Origin of the sequence: Candidatus Poriferisodalis sp. (genome assembly GCF_965203655.1) — a bacterium.
Classification (GTDB): domain Bacteria; phylum Actinomycetota; class Acidimicrobiia; order Acidimicrobiales; family Poriferisodalaceae; genus Poriferisodalis.
In genome coordinates this window covers 207,983-226,987 of record NZ_CBDBDD010000005.1, presented here as the reverse complement: position 1 = coordinate 226,987, position 19,005 = coordinate 207,983, and the positions used below count along the sequence as shown (strand labels likewise).

16 protein-coding genes, 3 tRNA genes and 2 pseudogenes are annotated in these 19,005 nt (G+C 67.1%); 13 read left to right on the top strand and 8 right to left on the bottom strand.

What is annotated here, in order from left to right; genetic code table 11:
• Position 1: 1 nt before the first annotated feature.
• Positions 2–679 carry a 3'-5' exonuclease gene (locus ACOGW9_RS05375; protein ID WP_419909096.1) on the top strand — a complete coding sequence of 226 codons (678 nt, stop codon included), beginning with the start codon at positions 2–4 and terminating at the stop codon, positions 677–679.
• Between the two features lie 30 nt (positions 680–709).
• Here the strand turns inward: ACOGW9_RS05375 and ACOGW9_RS05370 are convergent.
• Positions 710–782: transfer RNA gene (locus tag ACOGW9_RS05370), tRNA-Asn, on the bottom strand.
• A 92-nt stretch (positions 783–874) separates the two neighbouring features.
• Positions 875–947: transfer RNA gene (locus tag ACOGW9_RS05365), tRNA-Ile, on the bottom strand.
• 153 nt (positions 948–1,100) lie between these two features.
• Between ACOGW9_RS05365 and ACOGW9_RS05360 the strand changes: the two genes are divergently transcribed.
• The 6 genes and pseudogenes from ACOGW9_RS05360 to ACOGW9_RS05335 all read left to right on the top strand — a co-directional run bounded on the left by ACOGW9_RS05360 (position 1,101) and on the right by ACOGW9_RS05335 (position 8,288).
• A complete protein-coding gene (locus ACOGW9_RS05360) occupies positions 1,101–3,149 on the top strand; it encodes an ABC transporter substrate-binding protein (protein ID WP_419909094.1) in 2,049 nt (682 codons plus the stop codon).
• A gap of 191 nt (positions 3,150–3,340) precedes the next feature.
• A complete protein-coding gene (locus tag ACOGW9_RS05355) occupies positions 3,341–4,477 on the top strand; it encodes an ABC transporter permease (protein ID WP_419909093.1) in 1,137 nt (378 codons plus the stop codon).
• The gene (locus ACOGW9_RS05350) at positions 4,470–5,372 is read left to right on the top strand and encodes an ABC transporter permease (protein WP_419909091.1); all 903 of its coding nucleotides are present in this window, start codon (positions 4,470–4,472) and stop codon (positions 5,370–5,372) included. The genes ACOGW9_RS05355 and ACOGW9_RS05350 overlap by 8 nt, the downstream gene beginning before the upstream one ends.
• A 52-nt stretch (positions 5,373–5,424) precedes the next feature.
• A pseudogene (locus tag ACOGW9_RS05345) lies at positions 5,425–5,817 on the top strand (ATP-binding cassette domain-containing protein); the annotation flags it as partial.
• Positions 5,818–6,486: 669 nt separating this feature from the next.
• Positions 6,487–7,134, top strand: a pseudogene (locus ACOGW9_RS05340) (oligopeptide/dipeptide ABC transporter ATP-binding protein); the annotation flags it as partial.
• On the top strand, positions 7,131–8,288 hold the full coding sequence (locus tag ACOGW9_RS05335) for an ABC transporter ATP-binding protein (protein WP_419909089.1): 1,158 nt from the start codon (positions 7,131–7,133) through the stop codon (positions 8,286–8,288). The pseudogene ACOGW9_RS05340 and the gene ACOGW9_RS05335, both read left to right, overlap by 4 nt.
• A gap of 31 nt (positions 8,289–8,319) precedes the next feature.
• Here ACOGW9_RS05335 and ACOGW9_RS05330 read toward each other — a convergent pair whose 3' ends face one another.
• Positions 8,320–8,889, bottom strand: coding sequence for a hypothetical protein (locus tag ACOGW9_RS05330; RefSeq protein WP_419909087.1), 570 nt, complete (start codon positions 8,887–8,889; stop codon positions 8,320–8,322).
• Between the two features lie 69 nt (positions 8,890–8,958).
• Here ACOGW9_RS05330 and ACOGW9_RS05325 point away from each other — a divergent pair, with 69 nt between their 5' ends.
• Complete coding sequence (locus tag ACOGW9_RS05325) at positions 8,959–9,690, top strand: inositol monophosphatase family protein (protein ID WP_419909085.1); 732 nt, start codon at positions 8,959–8,961, stop codon at positions 9,688–9,690.
• Positions 9,691–9,757: 67 nt separating this feature from the next.
• Positions 9,758–9,831 (top strand) — tRNA-Val (locus ACOGW9_RS05320).
• Positions 9,832–9,875: 44 nt separating this feature from the next.
• Here ACOGW9_RS05320 and ACOGW9_RS05315 read toward each other — a convergent pair.
• Both ACOGW9_RS05315 and ACOGW9_RS05310 read right to left on the bottom strand, forming a co-directional pair.
• Positions 9,876–11,009, bottom strand: coding sequence for a DUF1295 domain-containing protein (locus ACOGW9_RS05315; RefSeq protein WP_419909083.1), 1,134 nt, complete (start codon positions 11,007–11,009; stop codon positions 9,876–9,878).
• A 39-nt stretch (positions 11,010–11,048) separates the two neighbouring features.
• On the bottom strand, positions 11,049–12,182 hold the full coding sequence (locus tag ACOGW9_RS05310) for an ergosterol biosynthesis protein (protein ID WP_419909081.1): 1,134 nt from the start codon (positions 12,180–12,182) through the stop codon (positions 11,049–11,051).
• Between the two features lie 129 nt (positions 12,183–12,311).
• Here ACOGW9_RS05310 and ACOGW9_RS05305 point away from each other — a divergent pair, with 129 nt between their 5' ends.
• A complete protein-coding gene (locus tag ACOGW9_RS05305) occupies positions 12,312–12,440 on the top strand; it encodes a hypothetical protein (RefSeq protein WP_419909079.1) in 129 nt (42 codons plus the stop codon).
• Positions 12,441–12,458: 18 nt separating this feature from the next.
• Positions 12,459–12,800, top strand: a complete 342-nt coding sequence (locus ACOGW9_RS05300) for a peroxiredoxin (protein WP_419909077.1) — start codon at positions 12,459–12,461, stop codon at positions 12,798–12,800.
• A gap of 9 nt (positions 12,801–12,809) precedes the next feature.
• Here the strand turns inward: ACOGW9_RS05300 and ACOGW9_RS05295 are convergent, their stop codons facing one another.
• On the bottom strand, positions 12,810–13,160 hold the full coding sequence (locus ACOGW9_RS05295; RefSeq protein ID WP_419909075.1) for a thioesterase family protein: 351 nt from the start codon (positions 13,158–13,160) through the stop codon (positions 12,810–12,812).
• A gap of 53 nt (positions 13,161–13,213) precedes the next feature.
• On the opposite strand from ACOGW9_RS05295, the gene ACOGW9_RS05290 reads away from it, so the two are divergent.
• Entirely contained in the window at positions 13,214–13,717 is a 504-nt protein-coding gene (locus ACOGW9_RS05290) for an FABP family protein (RefSeq protein ID WP_419909073.1), read from the top strand.
• 122 nt (positions 13,718–13,839) lie between these two features.
• Positions 13,840–15,960, top strand: a complete 2,121-nt coding sequence (locus ACOGW9_RS05285) for a flavin-containing monooxygenase (protein ID WP_419909071.1) — start codon at positions 13,840–13,842, stop codon at positions 15,958–15,960.
• Positions 15,961–16,124: 164 nt separating this feature from the next.
• Here the strand turns inward: ACOGW9_RS05285 and ltaE are convergent, their stop codons facing one another.
• Positions 16,125–17,201: a low-specificity L-threonine aldolase gene (ltaE, locus tag ACOGW9_RS05280; RefSeq protein ID WP_419909069.1), complete on the bottom strand. Its 1,077-nt coding sequence runs from the start codon at positions 17,199–17,201 to the stop codon at positions 16,125–16,127.
• An 85-nt stretch (positions 17,202–17,286) separates the two neighbouring features.
• Positions 17,287–18,960: an N-acyl-D-amino-acid deacylase family protein gene (locus ACOGW9_RS05275; protein ID WP_419909067.1), complete on the bottom strand. Its 1,674-nt coding sequence runs from the start codon at positions 18,958–18,960 to the stop codon at positions 17,287–17,289.
• Positions 18,961–19,005: the final 45 nt, after the last annotated feature.

Genomic DNA, 19,005 nt, shown 5'->3' with positions numbered 1-19,005 from the left:
CGTGCCAGCAGAGTCGTTCATCGAGTGGCTGGCTGAATGGTGCCGGGGCGCGAGGCGCCAGCAGCGAGGACTGTTGCTGCTGACGGCGCACCGAGCCAAAGGACTGGAATTCGATCACGTGGTCGTGCTCGACGGAGGGTGGAGCCGAATCAGCCAAGCCGAAGATGCCGACGCGCCACGGCGCTTGTACTACGTGGCCATGACCCGAGCCAAGCAAACGCTGACTCTGTGCCGCCTGCGTGGTGAGCGTGGATTCCTCGATGTGCTCGACGGCAGGTCATCCGTGCTGTGGCGCTCGCCGGTCGCACTGCCGCCGCCCACGCCGGAACTGGCCCGCCGATACCGCAGCCTCACACTCCGAGACGTCTACCTCAGCTTCGCTGGCCGCATGCCCGATGCTGACCGCGTGCATCACAGCATTGCGGCGCTGTCACCTGGAGACACCCTGCAGATGCGTCTCCGTAATGACCGATGGGAGATCCTCGACCGCCGCGGACTCGTCATCGGCGTGCTGGCCAGCAGTTTCGAAGCCCCGAGCGGCATGCGTTGCGTTGAAGCGAACGTCTCAGCCATCGCGACATGGGGCAAGGAGCAATCCGATCCGGAATATGCAAGTGAGCTGAAGTGCGACCGCTGGGAAGTCGTGATTCCCGATCTCGTCTTCGAGCCAGACGGCTGATCAGCGTGATCCCATGGCGGGGCGTTGGTGCTCCGGGGGTGGGGCTCGAACCCACGACAAACGGATTAACAGTCCGCTGCTCTGCCAACTGAGCTACCCCGGACCGAACGGGCAGACGAATGCTCGAACATGCCCGAACGTGCGGGGCAACGATACTGAGTGCGCCGGCCTGTCTGGGGTTGCTGTCGGCGTGTGTGGGCCGGGTGGGGATCGAACCCACGACCCAGCGATTATGAGTCGCCTGCTCTGACCACTGAGCTACCGGCCCGGCTGCACCGTACCGGCCCTGAGTACCCGTGCGGGGTAGGTCATCGGAGCGCTCAGGGGCTAGTAGTTTGCGCGCTAAGCGCCGCGGTGGCGCCATTGGGGAGGAGCATCCACGATGCACACAAGTCAATCGCGGCGCCATGCCGATCAACTCATGAGCAGGCGGCGCCGAGGGTCACGGCGCTCGGTCGGCATCAGGATCGGCGTCGTCCTCGCCGCATTCGCGCTCATCGCCGTCGCGTGCGGCGGTACGGATGACGGCGACGGCGACGGCGACGGCGCAGCGCCGGCGGAGCCGGACACCACTGAGGCCGCCGCGGAAGCGCCTTCCACCACGCTGTCCGAGCAGGAAGAAGAGGTCGTCGAGGCACGTGAGGCCGGCGAGGCCACGGGCGAGGACGTCCGCGAAACCGAGACTGGCCCAGTCCACGGCGGCAAGCTCGTGTATGGCATCGAGGCCGACTCGGCCAACCCGTTCGTCCACTACGCCACGTCGTGCGCCATCAGCTGCAGGATGATCTTCCGGGCCATTACCGACTCGCTGTACATCACCGATGCCGACGGCGAGATCGTGCCCTTGCTGGTGGAATCGGAGGAGCACAGCGACGACTACATGGTGTGGACGATCACGATCCGCGACGGCATCAAGTTCCACGACGGGACGCCGCTGACCGGTGAGGCCGTGGCCTACAACATCAACCTGTGCCGCCTCAGCCAGCTCACCGGCCCGGCGCTGCTGGGCATCGACGACGTCGTCGGCGAGGGCCAGACGGTGACCATAACGGCCAGCCCTGGCCAGCCGCTGGCAACTGGCATCGGCCCGGCAGGACGCGCCGAGGTCTGCGGCCAGATGTTCAGCCCAGCGTGGATGGAGACGCTGCCGAACAACCCGCTGTATGTCTCGCCGGCATCTCCGCTGCCTGAGGCAGCTCGCGAGGCGGCCCTCGCGAACGCCACCGGCGATCCCTCCGCTCCGGTCGGGCTGGGCGCCTTCAGGTTCGTGAGCTACACACCGGGCAACGGCAACAGCTTCATCGCCGAGCGCAACCCGGATTACTGGCGTGGCGAGAACGGCATCACGGGCGAGAACCTGCCGTACCTGGACGAGATCGAATTCGTCGTGGCCGTGGATATCCAGGGCCGTTCGAACGGCCTGAAAGCTGGCCAGTTCGACATCATCCACACGGCGAACGCCGATGAGATCGCCAAGTACGAGGGCGATGAAGACTTCGTGCTGCTGCAAGCCAACGACTTCGGCGAGACCAGCCACAACCTCATCAACGTCGCGTCGGGTGTGAACCCGGTGCTTACGTTCGTGAGGGGCGGCTACGACGCCGACGGTGACGGAGCGCCCGACGAGGGGCAGTTCATCCCGATGGACCCGCTGGGGATCAATACCCATCCGACCGATCCGCAGAAGTCCAACCCGCTGGTGCATCTGAGCTGCCGCAAGGCGATGGCCCATGCATTCGACGGCGAGCGCTTCGCCAACGAGCGGCACCAAGGCTTGGTGCAGGTGGCCAACGGTCCGTTCCCGCCGGGCAGCATCGGCTACCTGGAGGACACCGGCTTCCCGACCTACGACCTCGACGCCGCACGGGCAGAGTTCGAGCAGTGCAAGGCCGCCAGCGGCCAGAACCCGGTGACGTTCTCGTTCAACACCACCAACGACGCGTTCAACGTGGAGTCCAACGAGCTGATCGCGTCGATGTGGACCGACGCCTTTGGCGCCGAGCTGGCGGTGACGATCGCACCGATCGAGCAGGGCCAGTACATCGGGCTTGCACTGGCCGGCGTGTTCCAGATGCAAGGCTGGCGCAACCACGGCGGCGTGGACCCCTCCGAGCAGTGGTACTGGTGGAGTTCGGCGACGGCCAGTCCGGTCAACCCCGGAGTGCCCGAGCTTGCGCTGAATTTCGGCCGCTTCCAGGATCCCGAGATCGACGCTGCGTTCCAGGTGATCCGGCACAATCCTGACCCCGCGGCACGCAAAGCCGCGGCGGAGGCCGTCAACCGGGCATTCGGCAAGAACGTCTGGAACCTGTGGACCTACTGGACGCTGTGGGGCGTCATCGCCAACCCGCGGGTGCAGAACATCACCGACCTGCCGATCCCCGACAACGCTGAGGGCACCTTCCCGGTGATCTCGGGTAAGCACCACCTGGCGCAGATCTGGTGCACAGACGGGAACTGCCAAGGCTGAGCACCGCCGAGCAGCCCTCACAGGACCATTGTTGAGACGTGCGCGCACGGCAGCAGCCGTCGCGGCACCGACAGCCTTGGGCTCATTGCCCGATTGGTTGTCGGTGCCGCCGCGGCTGCGTTGCTCGCTGATCGGCACGCTGCAATGAGACTGGATCAGAGTGAAGCCCCCAACAGGGCGCGGCTGGCGTGATGCAGGCTGTCCGCGATCAGCTCGGTCGCATCGTCGCGGCGGCGCTGCTGGCCACGATCGTCTGGGCGTGGTTCTGGCGACCCCCCTTCAGCTGGACCTTCGGGGTGCTTGTGGTCATCGGCACGGTCGGGGCCGCCGTGGCCGACGGGCGCTACGCGCTGCGCCGCATCGCGAGCGTGGTCCCCGTGCTGGTCGGCGTCTCGTTCGTGGTGTTCGCGCTGATGGCCAGCCTGCCCGGCGATCCCGCCATCAACATCCTGGGACCCGCCGCCACCGCCGACCAGATCGCGATCGTCCGCACCGAGCTCGGCCTCGACGAGCCGTTCTTCAATCGCTACGGCACCTGGCTGGGCGGCGTGGTGACCGGCGACCTCGGAACCTCGATCGTGCTGCGCGAAGACATCGCCGACGGCATCTCACGCTCCATGACGCCGACGCTGCAGATCATGGCGTATTCGGTCGTCATCGCCCTGGCCATTGCCATCCCGCTGGGCATCTGGGCCGGCTACCGGCAGGGAACCAAGACCGACCGCTCCATCAACCAGGCGATGCTGGGTTTCCTGGCCACGCCGAACTATGTGCTGGCCGTCATGCTGGTGCTGTTCCTAGCCATCGGCGGTCTCAGCGTGGCCGGCAACGAGATCGGATTCCGAGCGCTGCCCGCAGCGCGCTATGTGCCCTTCGGCGAGAACGTCGTGCTGCACTTCAAGCACTTGCTGCTGCCGTCGCTGTCGCTGGCGATGGGCCAGGCGGCGGTGTTCATGCGCCTGCTCCGCTCGGACATGATCTCCACGCTGCGACTGCCGTTCATCGATCTGGCTCGCAGCAAGGGGCTTCCCACCCGGCGGATCCTGTGGCGGCACGCGCTGCGGCCGTCGAGCTTCACGCTGCTGACCGTGGTCGGGCTGACGGTGGGCCTGCTCATCGGCGGAGCGCTGATCGTGGAGTTCATCTTCACCATTCCCGGCGTGGGCGCCTACATCTTCCTGGGCGTGACCCAGCGCGACTTCATCGCCGTGCAGGGCGGCGTGCTGGTGATCTCGACGCTGTACATCGTGGTGCTCACCATGTCCGACTTCCTGTACCTGGCATTGGACCCGCGGCTGCGCGGCAGGGAGGCGGGCGCCCGTGCGTAAGCGGCTGGGGTTCGTGCTGTGGCCTGTCCGCATGATCGGGATGATGTTCCGGTGGATCGGCGACCTGCGTCGGCGCTTGGGCGTTTTCTTTCTGATAGCGGTGGCGTACCTGGCCGTGCTGGCGTTCGCGGCGGTCTTCGCCGACATCCTTCCCATCAAGGATCCTGCGGAGACCTTCGCCGGAACGTCCAAGCAGGGGCCCAGCCTGACGCACTGGTTCGGCAACGACGGCGTGGGCCGCGACGTATTCAGCCGGGTCATCTACGGAGCGCAGGTGAGCCTGGTGATCTCGACCGTCGGCACCGTGCTGGCGCTCGTGATCGGCGGCCTGCTGGGCATGGTGTCGGGCTACTACAGCGGCCGGGTGGATCGCTGGCTCACGGCCACGATGAACGCCTCGCTGGTGATCCCGCCGCTGATCCTCTTCTTGGCACTGGTGCTGTTCCTCGACGGCGAGGCCCGGCGGCGCATCTTCATCCTGGTGTTCACCTTCGTGCTGCTGTCGATCGCGCCCATCGCCCGGGTGGTGCGCGCCGCCACGCTGTCAGTGGCGAGTCAGGACTTCGTGCTGGCCGCCAAGACACTGGGAGCGCGCGACGGCCGCGTGCTGTTCCGCGAGGTGCTGCCCAACGTCGCCCCCTCGCTGGTCAGCTATTCGCTCATCATCATGGCGGGACTGATCGTGGTGGAGGGCTCGGTGGCGTTCTTGGGACTCAGCGTGCCTCCGCCAACGCCCACCTGGGGCGACATGATCAACAAGGGGCGAACCAACCTCGACGTGGCTGCCCACATCAGCCTGATGCCGGCCATCGTCATGTTCGTCACCGTGCTGGCGCTCAACTTCGTGGGCGACAAGCTCCAGCAGTACTTCGAGCCACGGGAGTCGGTCATATGAGGCTGTGTCGTGCGGACGGGGCTGCGAGGCTGCGGACGAGGGCGGCCCGCTGATGGCCGGCAGCGGCAACGCCCACCTGCGCCCGGACGCCCTGCTGACCGCACGCGACCTGGTGATGGAGTTCCCCGCAGCCGGCGGCCGCACGGTGTACGCCGTGTCGGGCGTGTCGCTCGATCTGGCAGAGGGCGAGACCCTCGGGCTGGTCGGCGAATCGGGCTGCGGCAAGAGCACCACGGGGCGGGCGATCCTGCAGCTGCCGACGCCCACCTCGGGTTCGGTGCAGCTCACCGGCCGGGAGCTGACTGAGCTCGACGAGGACGCCATGCGCGAGGTGCGTCCGCGGCTGCAGATGATCTACCAGGATCCGATCTCGTCGCTGAACCCCCGGCGTCGGGTGCGCGACATCATCGCCGAGCCGCTGTTCATTGCACTGGAGAACGTGGCGAGGCGCACCGCCATGGCGATGTGGCAGGACCGCATCGGCGAGCTGCTGCAGAACTTGCTGAGACGGGCGGCACCGCTGCGGATCGTGGGCCTGCTGGCCTCGGTGGCCTTCGTGCTGTGGATCCTCTCTGAGGCCGTCGAGGAGCGCGCTGCGGAGCCCTGGCTGGGGTGGACGCAGGTGCCCGCTGCGATCATCGGCTTCCCGACGCTTGCGGTGCTGCTGCTGGCCGCTGCGACCGCCCTGCTGCTGGGCCTGACGTGGGTGCTGCTGGCAGTGATGCTGCCCTTCGGCTTGATGTCGCGCCAGTTCGGCGACGTCTCGGGCGCCGTCGGGCTCGCCGGCGTGGCCGTCACCACGGGTGCCAGCGCGTTCATGCTCTGGCGCACCTGGTCGAGCTTCGGCGGCTGGGCCCAGTGGCTCAACTCGGGCGGGCTGAGCCTGCTCACCGTCGTGCTCGTCGTCTGGCTGATCGCATCGATCATGCAGCCGGCGCGCGCCGGCGCCAGCGGCGTCGCCACGACGCTCAGCGCCATGGTGGTCTTGCAGGTCTTCTACGTCGCCGGTCTCGACGACAACGCCAAGCTCATCGTGCTCGTCGCCTCCGTCGTGGTCGACACCCTGCTCCTGCGGTGGGTGCTGCGCCGTCACCGGGCGAACCGCCAAGTCGAGCGCGAGCAAGCCGAGCCACGAGTGCGAGAGGTGCTCAACTACGTCGGCATCAACCCCGACGACGCCTTGGACCGCCGCCCGTGGGAGTTCTCGGGCGGCCAGGCGCAGCGGCTCTCGATCGCCCGGGCACTCGTCAGCGTGCCGCAGGTGATCATCTGCGACGAGCCCGTCTCCTCGCTGGACGTCTCGGTGCAGGCGCAGATTCTCAACCTGCTCGAAGACCTCAAGAAGCAGATGGGCCTGACGCTCGTCTTCATCGCGCACGATCTCGCCGTGGTCAAGAATGTGAGCGACCGGGTGGCGGTGATGTACCTCGGCAAGCTCTGCGAGGTCAGCGAGCCGGACGCGATGTTCTCCCAGCCGGCGCATCCCTATACCGAAGTGCTGCTGGCAGCGATACCTCATCCCGATCCCGAGGCCGAACTCGGCACCGAGCGCATCGGCGGCGAGCTGCCCTCGCCGATGGATCCGCCGTCGGGCTGCCGTTTCCGCACACGCTGCCCGCTCGCGGCCGAGCGCTGCGCTGCCGAGGAGCCCGAGATGCGCGAGATCGCGCCCGGCCGGTTCGTGGCGTGCCACACGCCGCTCTTCGGCGAGGAGGCACCCGTGCGTGTCGATCTGGCGGCGGTCGCCCGGGGCGAGTCATGAGCGAGACCGCCGCGCAGGGCACCTCGCCGTCAGGCGAGCCGTCGCTGCTCGACGTGAGCGAGCTGCGCACCACATTCCACACAGCCGCGGGACCGTTGGTGGCGGTCGACGGGGTCGAGTGGTCGCTGCACCGGGGGGCGCGCCTGGGCGTGGTGGGGGAGTCCGGCTCGGGCAAGTCGGTCATGTCGAGGTCGATCATGCGGCTGCTGCCCAAGTCGCGGGTGACCTCGACCGGCAACGTCACCTTCGACGGCATCGACATGATGTCGCTGGGCCGACGGGACCTGCTCGAGATGTGGGGGCCGCAGCTCGCGATGGTCTTCCAGGACCCGCTCGGCTCGCTCAATCCGGTGATGAAGATCGGCAAGCAGGTGGGCGAGGGCCTGCGGGTGCACCGCGACCTGTCGGCGCGTGCTGCGCGCAGCGCTGCGCTCGATCTGCTCGAAGAGGTGGGCATTCCCGAGCCGCACCGGCGTATCGACGAGTACCCCCACCAGCTCTCGGGCGGCATGCGCCAGCGCATCGTGATCGCCATCGCACTGGCCTGCAGCCCTCGCCTGCTCATCGCGGATGAGCCCACCACGGCGCTGGACGTCACCGTGCAGGCGCAGATCCTGGACCTGCTGGAGGCCGAACGGGCCGAGCGGAACATGTCACTGGTGCTCATCACGCACGACCTCGGCATCGTGGCCGGCCGCACCGATGAGATCATCGTGATGTACGCGGGGCGCATCGTGGAGCGCGCTTCGACCAAGACGCTCTTCGGTGAGATGAAGATGCCCTACACCGAGGCGCTGTTCCGGTCGATTCCCAAGGTCAGCGACGACAGCCATGCCCGCCTCGAGATCATCGGCGGCCAGCCGCCGACCATGACCAGCCTCGATCCGGGCTGCAAGTTCGCCCCGCGCTGCAAGTACGCGCAGGATCTGTGCTTCGCCGAGGAGCCGGCGCTCATCGAGGTGCCTGCCCCGACCCGGTCCCGGTCAGCCGTCACCGGCGGCGGCAGCGATGGCGGCAACGGCGGCGAGCCCGACGTTGCTCACACGTACCGCTGCTTCTACCCGGTGGGCACTGACGATGCCGCCGAGGCGCTCGAGCGCAACATCGCCTCGGGTCGGGTGAGCGAGGCCGGCGTCGTCATCCGCGCCGACTGATCCGACCGCGCCGGCTGGCCGGTCTCAGCGCCTAGGACGGCACCTCGTCGTACCAGTCCTGCGCGTGGTGCAGGAGGTAGTCACAGATCTTGGTGCAGAGGTCGAACGGTTCGCACATGTCGTCCTCGCCCCGCAGCAGCGCTTGGAGCGACAGCTCCCTGCGGGCGACGATCATGAGCGTCCGCTTGGCCGGATCCGTCACCGAGGACAGCGAGTCGATCGCTGACACCTCGACCGGCAATGCCGTGCCGCCCAATCCGGCGAGGTCGGTCGCCAGCACCAGCATGTCGGGACTGTGGTCGAGCGGCGGCAGGGCCCAGGTGAACAGCAGCGGCAGCCAGAATTCGTCGGGCGGGAGATCGTCTTCTGGCGTCGCCCACAGCACATCCTCGAAAGACAGCATCGTCCGCGGATCGACCTCCAGGGTGAGATGCAGATCGAGCGGACCCCCGCAGGCCTCGGCGGGGTGCAGATCGACTTCCCAGGTCTGACGCAGGCTGTATGTCTCGATGAACTGCCGTTCGTCGTGAATGTGAAACCCGTGCGCGTGCGCATGGTCCTTCAGGCTTGTCACGTAACCGGCTATGTCGATCGCTGCCATCAGGACGCTCCCCACGCGGCGCCGAAACGATGCGCGGAGGTTATAGCGCCGGGTGGCAGCATTCGACGAATGAATTCCGAGAGCGATGACTGGATCGAGCTGCTGCGGCGCACTGCCGACTCGGTCGAAGCGGCGCTGGCCGCCTTCGACCGTTGGCGCGACGGCGGCGAGCGCCCCGATCAGTACGCGCTCGATCAGGTCGCAGACGATGCGGCGCTCGGCGTACTGGAGGCCAGCAGCGTCGGCGTGCTGAGCGAGGAATCCGGGCGGCGCGCCGGATCGGGCAGCGAGACCGTCATCGTCGACCCGGTCGACGGTTCCACCAACGCCTCACGCGGCATCCCGCACTACTGCATCAGCCTGTGCGCAGTCGACGGGCTGGTGCCGGTCGCAGGCTTGGTGCGTCACCTTGTCTCGGGTGAGGAGTTCACGGCCGTAGCCGGCGGGGGAGCACAGCGCAACGGGACGCCGATCGGGCCCAGCGGGCAGACGAGTGGTGAGCGGGCTGTGATCGGCGTGTCGGGCCGTCCCGGCGCTGACCTGCCGGTCTGGCAGGTGCGGGTGCTGGGCTCTGCGGCGCTTGACCTGTGTGCGGTCGCTTGCGGTCGGCTCGATGCGTACATCGACCTCAACTCGAACCACGGCGTCTGGGACTACGCCGCCGGCATCCTGATCTGCAACGAGGCAGGCGCGTGGACCGGCGAGACCAGCGGCAGGGAGCTCTTTCACCTCAGCCACGGCGAGCGCCGGGGGCCCATCGCTGCCAGCACGCCCGAACTGGCGGCCCTGCTCAGAGGCTGAGCCGACACGCTCGGCAGCCAGGGTCTGGGTCAGGCGACGGCCGGTAGCCTGCCAATCCCGGCTGCGGGGGCGCTTAGCTCAGCTGGCGAGAGCACCTCCCTTACAAGGAGGGGGTCGCAGGTTCGAGTCCTGCAGCGCCCACCGACGTGCTCATGCTGGCGTGTCGGATTGGCCCGCGAACCGGCTCAGTAGATGCCGGGAACGATGCGGTACGGGACCCGCTCGCGGTACTCGGCCCATTTGGTGGGGCCGTACTTCTGCGCGCAGCGCTTGTCGTCGTCCATCTGCCGGTAGCTGAACAGCGCGAAGACATAGATCAGGTAGAGCCACGCCCACAGGTTGCCGAAGTGACCCCACGCCACGGCGAGGCCCAGCCCGTAGAACACTTCGCCCATGTAGTTGGGATGGCGGGATGCGCCCCAGAAACCGCTGCACAGAATCTTGCGCTCGCCGGCTTCGATGATCTGCGGCTTGATGCCCAGGAAGCTGCGCTCGGGCCAGCGCTTGAACGTGTACTTCTGCATGTTGGCGCCACGGCTGATGCACCAGCCCGCCAGGTACAGCGCCGGTGCGCCGATCAGCCAGAGCGTCCGCCAGCCCCCGCCATGGCCCGGATCGGGATGCGCTGCCATGCCCCACATCGGGATGATGAACATCCAGCCGTAGACGAACAGGCCGCCCCAGAACATCTTGAACCCGAGGCGCTCGTAGATGATGTCGAACGTGTAGAGCTGCACTCGCTCGAAGACGAAGTAGTCGAAGACGTAGAGGGTGAAGAACGCTGCGAAGAGGTACGCGCCCGGATTGGGGTTGTCGACGTTGTCGTAGTGCCAGACCGCGCCGGAGAAGGCATTGAGCGACAGCATCGTGCCGCCGACCACGTAGAAGTACATCTTGAGATCGATGCGGTCATTGAAGAACTGCATCTCCTGGGCGCGGCCGAACCAGCACGCCAGGAATTTGTTCTTGACGTCGCCTTCGGGCTGGCTGAACACGGCGATCAGCGTCATGATGACGGCCAGCACGGTGCCGCCCGCCACGGCGTACAGCGATGAGCGGTAGAACCAGTCGTGTGGCATGCCAGTGAGCTCGAACCACCACAGCACCTGGGCCACGACGAAGACGGCGAGGCCGTTGAGGCGGTAGCTGCGTGGCTGTCCCGTCTCGGTGTCGATGACGTAACCGGGGACGCGTTTTCCGGGAATCACCATCTGCAGCAGCAAGAACGCGGCCATCACGAACAGCGGTGTGAGAAATCCCAGCACCGCCTCGCCCGCTGTCAGCTCTGTCAGGTGACCGATGCCGAGCCGCTCGAACATCGGTGGCCTCCTTTCCGGTACCGGCGCAGCCGGTCGCCGCTAGAAGATGCCGGGGATGATCCGGTATGGAACACGGGCCTGGTATTCGGCCCACTTCTCTGCGCCGTACTTCTCGGCGCAGACCTTGTCGTCCTCGAACTGGCGGGGCACGAAGAAGGTCACGATGAGGATCAGGTAGCTCCAAGCCCACAGATTGGTGAAGTGCCCGAAGACCAGAGCGTTGGACAGCCCGTACAGGGCCTCGCCGGAGTAGCCGAAGTGCCTCGCCTTGCCCCAGAATCCGCTGCAGAGGATCTTGCGGTCGCCGGCCACGATGATCTCCGGCTTGATACCGAGAAAGCTGCGTTCGGGCCAGCGCTTGAACGTGTACTTCTGCATGTTGGAGCCGCGGGAGATCACCCAGCCCGCCACAAACAGCACTGCGCTGCCGATCAGCCAGAGATACAGCCAGCCGCCGGAGAAGCCTGGATCGGGGTGCTTCGCCAAGCCCCACAGCGGCAGCACGAACATCCAGCCCCACACGAACGGCCCGCCCCAGACGAGCTTGAATCCGACGTTCTCGTGGATGAGGTCGTAGGTGTAGAGCTGCACTCGCTCCCATACGAAGTAGTCGAAGACGTAGAAGGAGTTGATGACGACGTAGAGGATCAGGCCTGGGTTGACATCGTCGACAAAGTCGACGTGCCATGCCAACCCGGACCATGCGTTGAGCGACAGCATCGTGCCGCCCACGATGTAGAAGTACATCTTGAGGTCGAAGCGGTTGTTGAAGAACTGCAGCTCCTGCGCACGTCCGAGATAGAACGCAATCAAGGGGTTCTTCTGTTCGCCCTCGGGCTGGGTGAACACCACGAAGACGGTCGCGATGGCGGCGATGATCACGCCGCCTGCGATCGCGTACATGGTCGACCGGTAGAACCATTCCCGTGGCAGCCCGAAGAGCTCGAACGCCCACACGATGTGCGCGAGCGCGAACACCAAGATGCCGTTGAGCCGGTAGCTGCGGGGTTCGCCGGTCTCGCGGTCGGTGGCGTAGCCCGTCACGCGCCGGGCGGGCAGGATCATGTGCGCCACGAAGACAAAGGCGCAGACGAACAGCGGTGTGAGGAATCCCAGCACCGCCTCACCAGCAGTCAACTTGAACAGATGGCCGATGCCGAGCCAGTCGATCATGATGCACGCCCCCTCTCGCGCCCCTCAGCGCAGACTGCCAGTATTGCCGTCAGCGGCGAGGGGTCGTGGGACTCAACGACGCACTCGGCGGTAGCGTCCGCTGGCAGCGGCAGGAAGGCGCGTGAAGCGATGAAGCTCGACAGCGGGGATCGATTCCCCGAACTCACTCTGGCCGACCTTGAAGATCAGCAGGTCACGATCCCCGGCGTCTTCGGCGACGGCTGGGGCGTGGTGCTGGTGTACCGGGGCCACTGGTGACCGTACTGCCGTCAACAGTTGGTTGACTTCGACGGCGCTGGCTCGCTGCTCAAGACGCTCGGCGCCAGCGTCGTGGCGCTCTCCGTGGACGACAAGGAGACCACGCAGGGCCTCTCCGACGGCTTGCAGCTGCGCACGGTGAAGATGCTGCACAGCGCCGACATGGACGAGGTGTCGTCGCTGACCGGTGCCTACACCGAGGAGGGGCGGGGCATTCTGCATGCCACCGGGTTCATCCTGTCCCCGGGCGGCAAGGTCGCCCAAGCGTGCTATTCGACGGGCCCCATCGGGCGGTTCACCGCGCTCGACACGATGCGGATCATCCGCTTCGTGCAGCAGATGAGGCAGCGCCAGGGCTAGCCCATTTCCTCACCCGCCCACGATGAACCGCTGGTGGGTGCCTTGGGAGATCAGCGTGTCGCCGTGGGTGACCTTGATGTCGAACACCAGGCGCCGGCGGTCGATATCGCTGATCTCGCCCGCCACCACGACGTCTTCGCCTGCGGCGACAGCGGCCTCGTGGCTGACGCAGATGTGGATGCCCACGGTCGTCTGGTTCTCGTCGAGGTACGGCTGGACGCCGAACAGGCAGGTGCCCTCGATGAGACGGACCATGTCAGGGGTGGACAGCACCTTGTTGGGCAGGTGCGGCGGGGACATCTCGTCGGTGACCCGGTGCGTTTCGTGGACACCGAATCCGACCTCTAAGGCTGCTCTCATGGCCGCAGACCCTAGAGGCTTGACCGCGGAGAGCTCCCCACTAGGTTGCGGCTATGGCTGAGCTGCACCCGCACTGCGTGCCCCTCGCCCCGCTGCTGGGAACCTGGCAGGGCGGGGGCACGGGCCAGTACCCGACCATCGACGAATTCGCTTACATCGAGGAATTGACGTTCGGCCATGTGGGCAAGCCGTTCGTGTCCATGACCCAGCGCACTCGCAACGCAGTCACCGGCGAGCCGCTGCACTCCGAGGCGGGCTACCTGCGCGCCGTGGGTGACGGCCAGATCGAGCTCACCCTGGCACAACCATCCGGTGTCACCGAGATCTGTCTCGGAAGGGTGCGCACCACGTCCGACGGTTTGGCGATCGAGCTGGCGAGCAAGCATGTGGGCCTGACCCCGACCGCCAAGGAAGTTACCTTGGTGCGGCGGGAGCTGAGCATCGTCGGGACGGGCACCGCCGAGAACCCGACGCTGATCTCCGAGCTGTGGATGGCCGCCGTGGGCCAGGCCGATCTGCTGCACCACCTGCGCGGCGAGCTGACCAAACAGGCCTGACGCGGTTTGATCAGCCGGCACGCGGAAAGATCGCCAGTACGCAGCGGCCGCGGCACACCCGATCCTCTGCGGCGCCACGTCCTACGCTGGCCCTCGGGCCAACAGGGGGAGCGATGTCAGAGATGTCCAGAACCAATGCAGCAAACGGAGCCCATGCGGCCGACTACGGCGCCCCGACGGCCGCGGGTCGCCCCGATGTGGACGATGAGACGCTTGCCGCTGCGGTAGCGGTAGCGAACATCCCGACGCTGCTGATGGTGCTGGTGCAGATGACCGGCGAGCTGCATTGGCTCGACGACCCCTACCGGCCGAAACGCCAGCCGGGACTCGGCGACAACGACACCGGCGGCCTGGCGCCCGAGCATCAGCGGGAGGTTCGGGAGGCCGCGCTCGAGGCCATTGCCGCCTGGCGGGACGGCCGCCCGATGGCGATCGGCGAGCCCGACGACGCCCTCATCACCAGGATGCTCAGCACCGCCATGGGCGAGCACGTGCCCGACGAGTACGGCGCCTTCACCGCTGCCCAACTCGGCCTCGCCAAATTCCTCGACCACGACCCGATCAACGTGCCGCCAGGTTTCAAAGTACTGGTCATCGGCGCGGGAGCCTCGGGGCTGTGCGCTGCCATCAACTTGCAGCAGGCCGGCGTGCCCTACGAGGTGGTCGAGCGCAACGGCACGGTCGGCGGCGTGTGGTGGGAGAACCGCTACCCGGGTGCCGGCGTGGACACACCGAACCACCTGTACTCGTACTCGTTCGCCCCGCACGACTGGAAGATGTACTTCTGCCTGCGCGACGAGCTCCACGGCTACCTCGAGAAGGTGGCCGACGACTTCGACGTGCGGCGCAGCATCCGCTTCAACACCTCGGTGGAGCGCGTCAGCTACGACGCCGAGCGGCAGGTCTGGCAGGCCGAGGTGCGCCATGTGGCCGACAACGAGGGCCGCTGGGAGACCGGGCGGCTCGGCCTCAGCGCCACGCCCGACGAGACCGGCCTGCGGCGCCGCGACGACGGCGCGGCCACGGCGCCGGGTGCCAACGGCCACACTCAGGGAGTCGACGGCCCTGCCGAGATCATCGAGGCAAACGTCATCATCAGCGCTGCGGGCATCTTCAACCCGCCGATCCGCCCCAACATCGACGGCCTCGAGACCTGGAGCGGCGAGACGTGGCACACCGCTCGCTGGCCCGCCGATGCCGATGTCGCCGGCAAGCGCGTGGCAATCGTGGGCAACGGGGCGAGCTGCATGCAAACAGCTCCCGAGATCCAGCACGGAGTGGAGTCGCTGGCGATCTACCAGCGGTCCAACCATTGGGCCGCGCCGTTCGAGCAATTCCGCAAGCCGGTTCCCGACGCCATGCGGACCCTGTTCGAGGCCGTGCCGCTGTACCGGGCCTGGTACCGGGTACGGCTGGGCTGGACATTCAACGACCGGATCCACACTGCGCTGCAGAAGGACCCTGATTGGGAACACCCCGAACGGTCGCTCAATGCCCAGAACGACGCCCACCGCGCCTACTTAACGCGCTACGTCGTCGACGAGCTGGGCGACCGGGCAGACGAACTGCTCGACAAGGTGCTGCCCACGTACCCGCCATTCGGCAAGCGCATGCTGATGGACAACGGCTGGTACCGGATGCTGCGCAATCCGAATGTGGAGCTGGTCGACAATCCGATCGCAGAGATCTCAGGCCAGACCATCCGCACCGCCGACGGCACCGAGCGCGAAGCCGACGTGCTGGTGCTGGCCACGGGCTTCGACGTGCTGCGGTTCATCACCACCTACCAGGCAACCGGCCGCTCGGGTCGCAGCTTGCGGGAATCGTGGGGCGACGACGACGCCAGCGCCTACTTGGGAACGGTCACGCCCGACTTCCCCAACTTCTTCACGCTGTACGGGCCGAACCTGCAGCCCGGCCATGGCGGCAGCCTGATCTTCGTGGTGGAGATGCAGGTGCGCTACGTCATGGACATGATCGCCAAGATGTGCGCTGAGGGGCTCGGGTCGGTGGAGGTGCGGCGAGATGTCCACGACGAGTATCGCGACCGCGTCGACTATGCCCACGAGAACATGGTGTGGATGCATCCCGGCATGACCAGCTACTACCGCAACGAGGCTGGCCGCATCGTGGTCAACTCGCCATGGCGTAACGTCGACTACTTCGCCATGACCTCCGAAGCCAACCTCGACGACTACGTCTGCGAGCCCCGAGCAGCCGACCGGGAACTCATCGCCGACTGACCGGGCCGAAAATTGAAAGCCCGGGATTCGGGCTCCGCCTATAGTTGTGCGGGAGGCCAGCCTCAACCGAGTGTGGTCAGAGCAGGCTTGTTGTAGCCCGCACTCGGAGAGGCTGGTCCTGTTCGTGACCGTAGGTCTGGCATCGCATCCGCGCGAAGCGGATTTCAGGTCGCCAGTTCGGCGGCGATGGCCTCCAGGGCCGTGTCGACGTCGGCCTCGCTGACGTCGAGATGCAGCACCATGCGCGAGCGGCCGAAGCGGCCATGGCCCTGCCGACTGTCGCCGGGCGCGGATTCACGATTGGATCTTTCTTGGTAGGAGCGGGCGAAGCGCCAGTCGGCCCGCACACCCCGAGCCTCGACGCGCTTGCTGAGTGTCGGATCGTCGCGGTCGATGCGCGAGAACACCATGTTGGTGTTGCACCCGGTGACGGTGACGCCGTCGATGGCCGCGAGCCCGGCCGCCAGTCGTTGCGCGTTGGCGTGGTCGTCGGCCAGCCGGTCGATGTGGTGCTGCAGGGCGTACAGGCCGCCCGCGGCGACGACGCCGGCCTGACGCATGCCGCCACCGAGCACCTTGCGCCAGCGCCGAGCTGCCGATACCAGCTCTGAGGAGCCGCACAGCACCGAGCCCACCGGGGCTCCGAGGCCTTTGGACAAGCACACCGAAACAGTGTCGAATGGTGCGGCGACCTCAGCGGGGGACAGGCTCAGCGCTACGGCCGCATTCCACAGCCGGGCGCCGTCGAGGTGCAGTCCGAGGCCGTGATCATCTGCGAAGTCGCGCGCCGCTTGATGCTGGTCGGTCGTCAGCGCTTTGCCGTCGATGGTGTTCTCGAGGCATAGCAGCTTGGTGCGGGCGAAGTGGCTGTTGTTGGGCTTCACTGCCTCCTCGGCTGCCTTGAGGTCGAGCATGCCGGTTTCGTCGGTGGGCACTGGCTGGGGTTGGATGCTGCCCAGCACGGCAGCGCCGCCGCCCTCGTACATGTAGGTGTGGGCGTGATGGCCGACGATGTACTCGTCGCCCCGCTCGCAGTGGGCCAGCAGGCCGCACAGGTTCGACTGGGTGCCGCTGGGCACGTACAGCGCCGCCGCCTTGCCGAGCAGCTCGGCGGTGTAGCGCTCGAGCTCGTTCACCGTGGGATCGTCGCCCCACACGTCGTCTCCGACGTCGGCGGCTGCCATGGCCGCCCGCATTTCGGGCGTCGGCTTGGAAACGGTGTCGGAGCGAAGATCGATCACGGCAGCAAGCCTGCCATGCGGCTTGCGCTATGCAACGAGCGGGCCCGGGTCGGGCCGATCAGGCGGATCCGGTCAGCTCAGCCGCTCAGCCTTTGCCGTTGCGCAGCAGCTTGCCCGGCAGCGGGCCGTGCGGATCGACCGCGTCGGCGCCGTCGCGCCGGATGATCGTGCCGTTTACCACCACTGCGTCGATGCCCTTCGCGTCGGAGATCAGCCGATCAGCGCCGGCGGGCAGGTCGTACACCCGCCGCTTGCCCAAGTGGCCGACCTCGTCGGCGTCGAACACCACCACGTCGGCGGGCTTGCCCTCGGCAAGCGTGCCCCGGTCGGCGATGCCGAACACCTCGGCGGGACGCTGGGTCAGCATGTGGATGGCGGTCTCGAGATCGAAGCTCTGCCGGTCGCGCACGAACGTCTGCAGGAACTCCGTCGAGTACTTGGCGTCGCAGAGCTGGCTGGCGTGCGCTCCGGCGTCAGACAACCCGATCACGGTCGTGGGATCGTGCAGCAGCTCATCGATGTCGTCGGGATCGTGATTGATGACGTCCTGGACGATGCGCATCTCCAGGTCGGCTTCGAGGGCCACGTCGAGCACCCAGTCCACGGGGTCCTGACCGGCCTCGTCGGCCAGTTCTTGGATGTTGCCGCCCTCGAGTGCGGGGTTGTGCGGCAGGTAGCTCACCTCGGTACGAGCCCAGCGGTCGCCGATCTTGCCGCCATTGCCGGCCTTCTCCTTGAACTCGGCCCGCCAGTCGGGGTCGGCGTAGTAGCGCTTGCGGCCTTCCAGATCGCTCTGGGAGACCGGTGTGAAGCAGCGCAGCGCCTCATAGATGAAGGGCGCCTTCCAGCTCATCTCGAACTGGATCGGCTGCACGGCCACCTGGGGGAAGACCGGCAGGCCGCGGTTGGCGATCTCACGGGCCCGCTCCAGCTCGGCGCGGTGGCTGCCCGGGCCGCGTGCCGAGCCCAGCAGCGCCGTCCAGCTGACGTGCGCCCCGGTGGTCTCGGCGATGCGAGCGAACTCGTCGTGGCTGAGACCCCGGCCCACGGTGGCCTGCATCACGCCGCCGGCGTCGCCGAGCGCTTGGGCGATCTCGACGATCTCGTCGGTCGTGGCAGCGCGGCTCGGCACGGGCCGACCCTCGTAGCCGACGTGGGTGGGCGCCTTGGAGGTCGCGAAGCCCAGCGCGCCGGCTCGCAGCGCCTCGGCCACCAGGTCGCGCTGGGCGGCGATCTCTTCGGGGGTGCCTTCACGCTCCGTGGCTTCCTCGCCCATGACGTACATGCGGGCCGCTGTGTGGCCGATGAGCGCCGCCATGTTCACCGCGGCGCCGTTGGACTCAAGAGCATCGAGGTATTGCGGGAAGGTCTCGAAGCCCCAGTCGCCGAGGCCGGCTCGCAGCGCATCGACGCTCATGCCCTCGACGTTCTCAAGCGTGCGCATGATCAGATCGCGGTGCTCGGGCCGCGTGGGCGCTACCGAGAAGCCGCAGTTGCCCATCACGATCGTGGTGACGCCGTGCCACGGCGAACAGCTCACCAGCCGGTCCCACATGATCTGAGCGTCGTAGTGGGTGTGGATGTCCACGAATCCGGGGCACACGATGCGCCCGGTCGCGTCGATGGTCTCGGTGGCTTCCGCCGGGGCCGAACCGAGCGCCACCACCTTGCCGTCCGAGATGCCCACGTCGCCGACGTAGCCGGGCGATCCCGTCCCGTCGATGATCGTCCCGCCCGTGATCTTCAGGTCATACGCCATGTCGCCGTCCCCGCATTCGCCGCGTACGCGCTCGCTGCCTTCGGG

Coding starts and splice junctions, on each gene's coding strand:
- ACOGW9_RS05360 (WP_419909094.1), top strand. CDS start 1,101: ATGAGCAGGCGGCGCCGAGGGTCACGGCGCTCGGTCGGCATCAGGATC.
- ACOGW9_RS05355 (WP_419909093.1), top strand. CDS start 3,341: ATGCAGGCTGTCCGCGATCAGCTCGGTCGCATCGTCGCGGCGGCGCTG.
- ACOGW9_RS05335 (WP_419909089.1), top strand. CDS start 7,131: ATGAGCGAGACCGCCGCGCAGGGCACCTCGCCGTCAGGCGAGCCGTCG.
- ACOGW9_RS05330 (WP_419909087.1), bottom strand. CDS start 8,889: ATGGCAGCGATCGACATAGCCGGTTACGTGACAAGCCTGAAGGACCAT.
- ACOGW9_RS05325 (WP_419909085.1), top strand. CDS start 8,959: ATGAATTCCGAGAGCGATGACTGGATCGAGCTGCTGCGGCGCACTGCC.
- ACOGW9_RS05315 (WP_419909083.1), bottom strand. CDS start 11,009: ATGTTCGAGCGGCTCGGCATCGGTCACCTGACAGAGCTGACAGCGGGC.
- ACOGW9_RS05310 (WP_419909081.1), bottom strand. CDS start 12,182: ATGATCGACTGGCTCGGCATCGGCCATCTGTTCAAGTTGACTGCTGGT.
- ACOGW9_RS05305 (WP_419909079.1), top strand. CDS start 12,312: ATGAAGCTCGACAGCGGGGATCGATTCCCCGAACTCACTCTGGCCGAC.
- ACOGW9_RS05295 (WP_419909075.1), bottom strand. CDS start 13,160: ATGAGAGCAGCCTTAGAGGTCGGATTCGGTGTCCACGAAACGCACCGG.
- ACOGW9_RS05290 (WP_419909073.1), top strand. CDS start 13,214: ATGGCTGAGCTGCACCCGCACTGCGTGCCCCTCGCCCCGCTGCTGGGA.
- ACOGW9_RS05285 (WP_419909071.1), top strand. CDS start 13,840: ATGTCCAGAACCAATGCAGCAAACGGAGCCCATGCGGCCGACTACGGC.
- ACOGW9_RS05275 (WP_419909067.1), bottom strand. CDS start 18,960: ATGGCGTATGACCTGAAGATCACGGGCGGGACGATCATCGACGGGACG.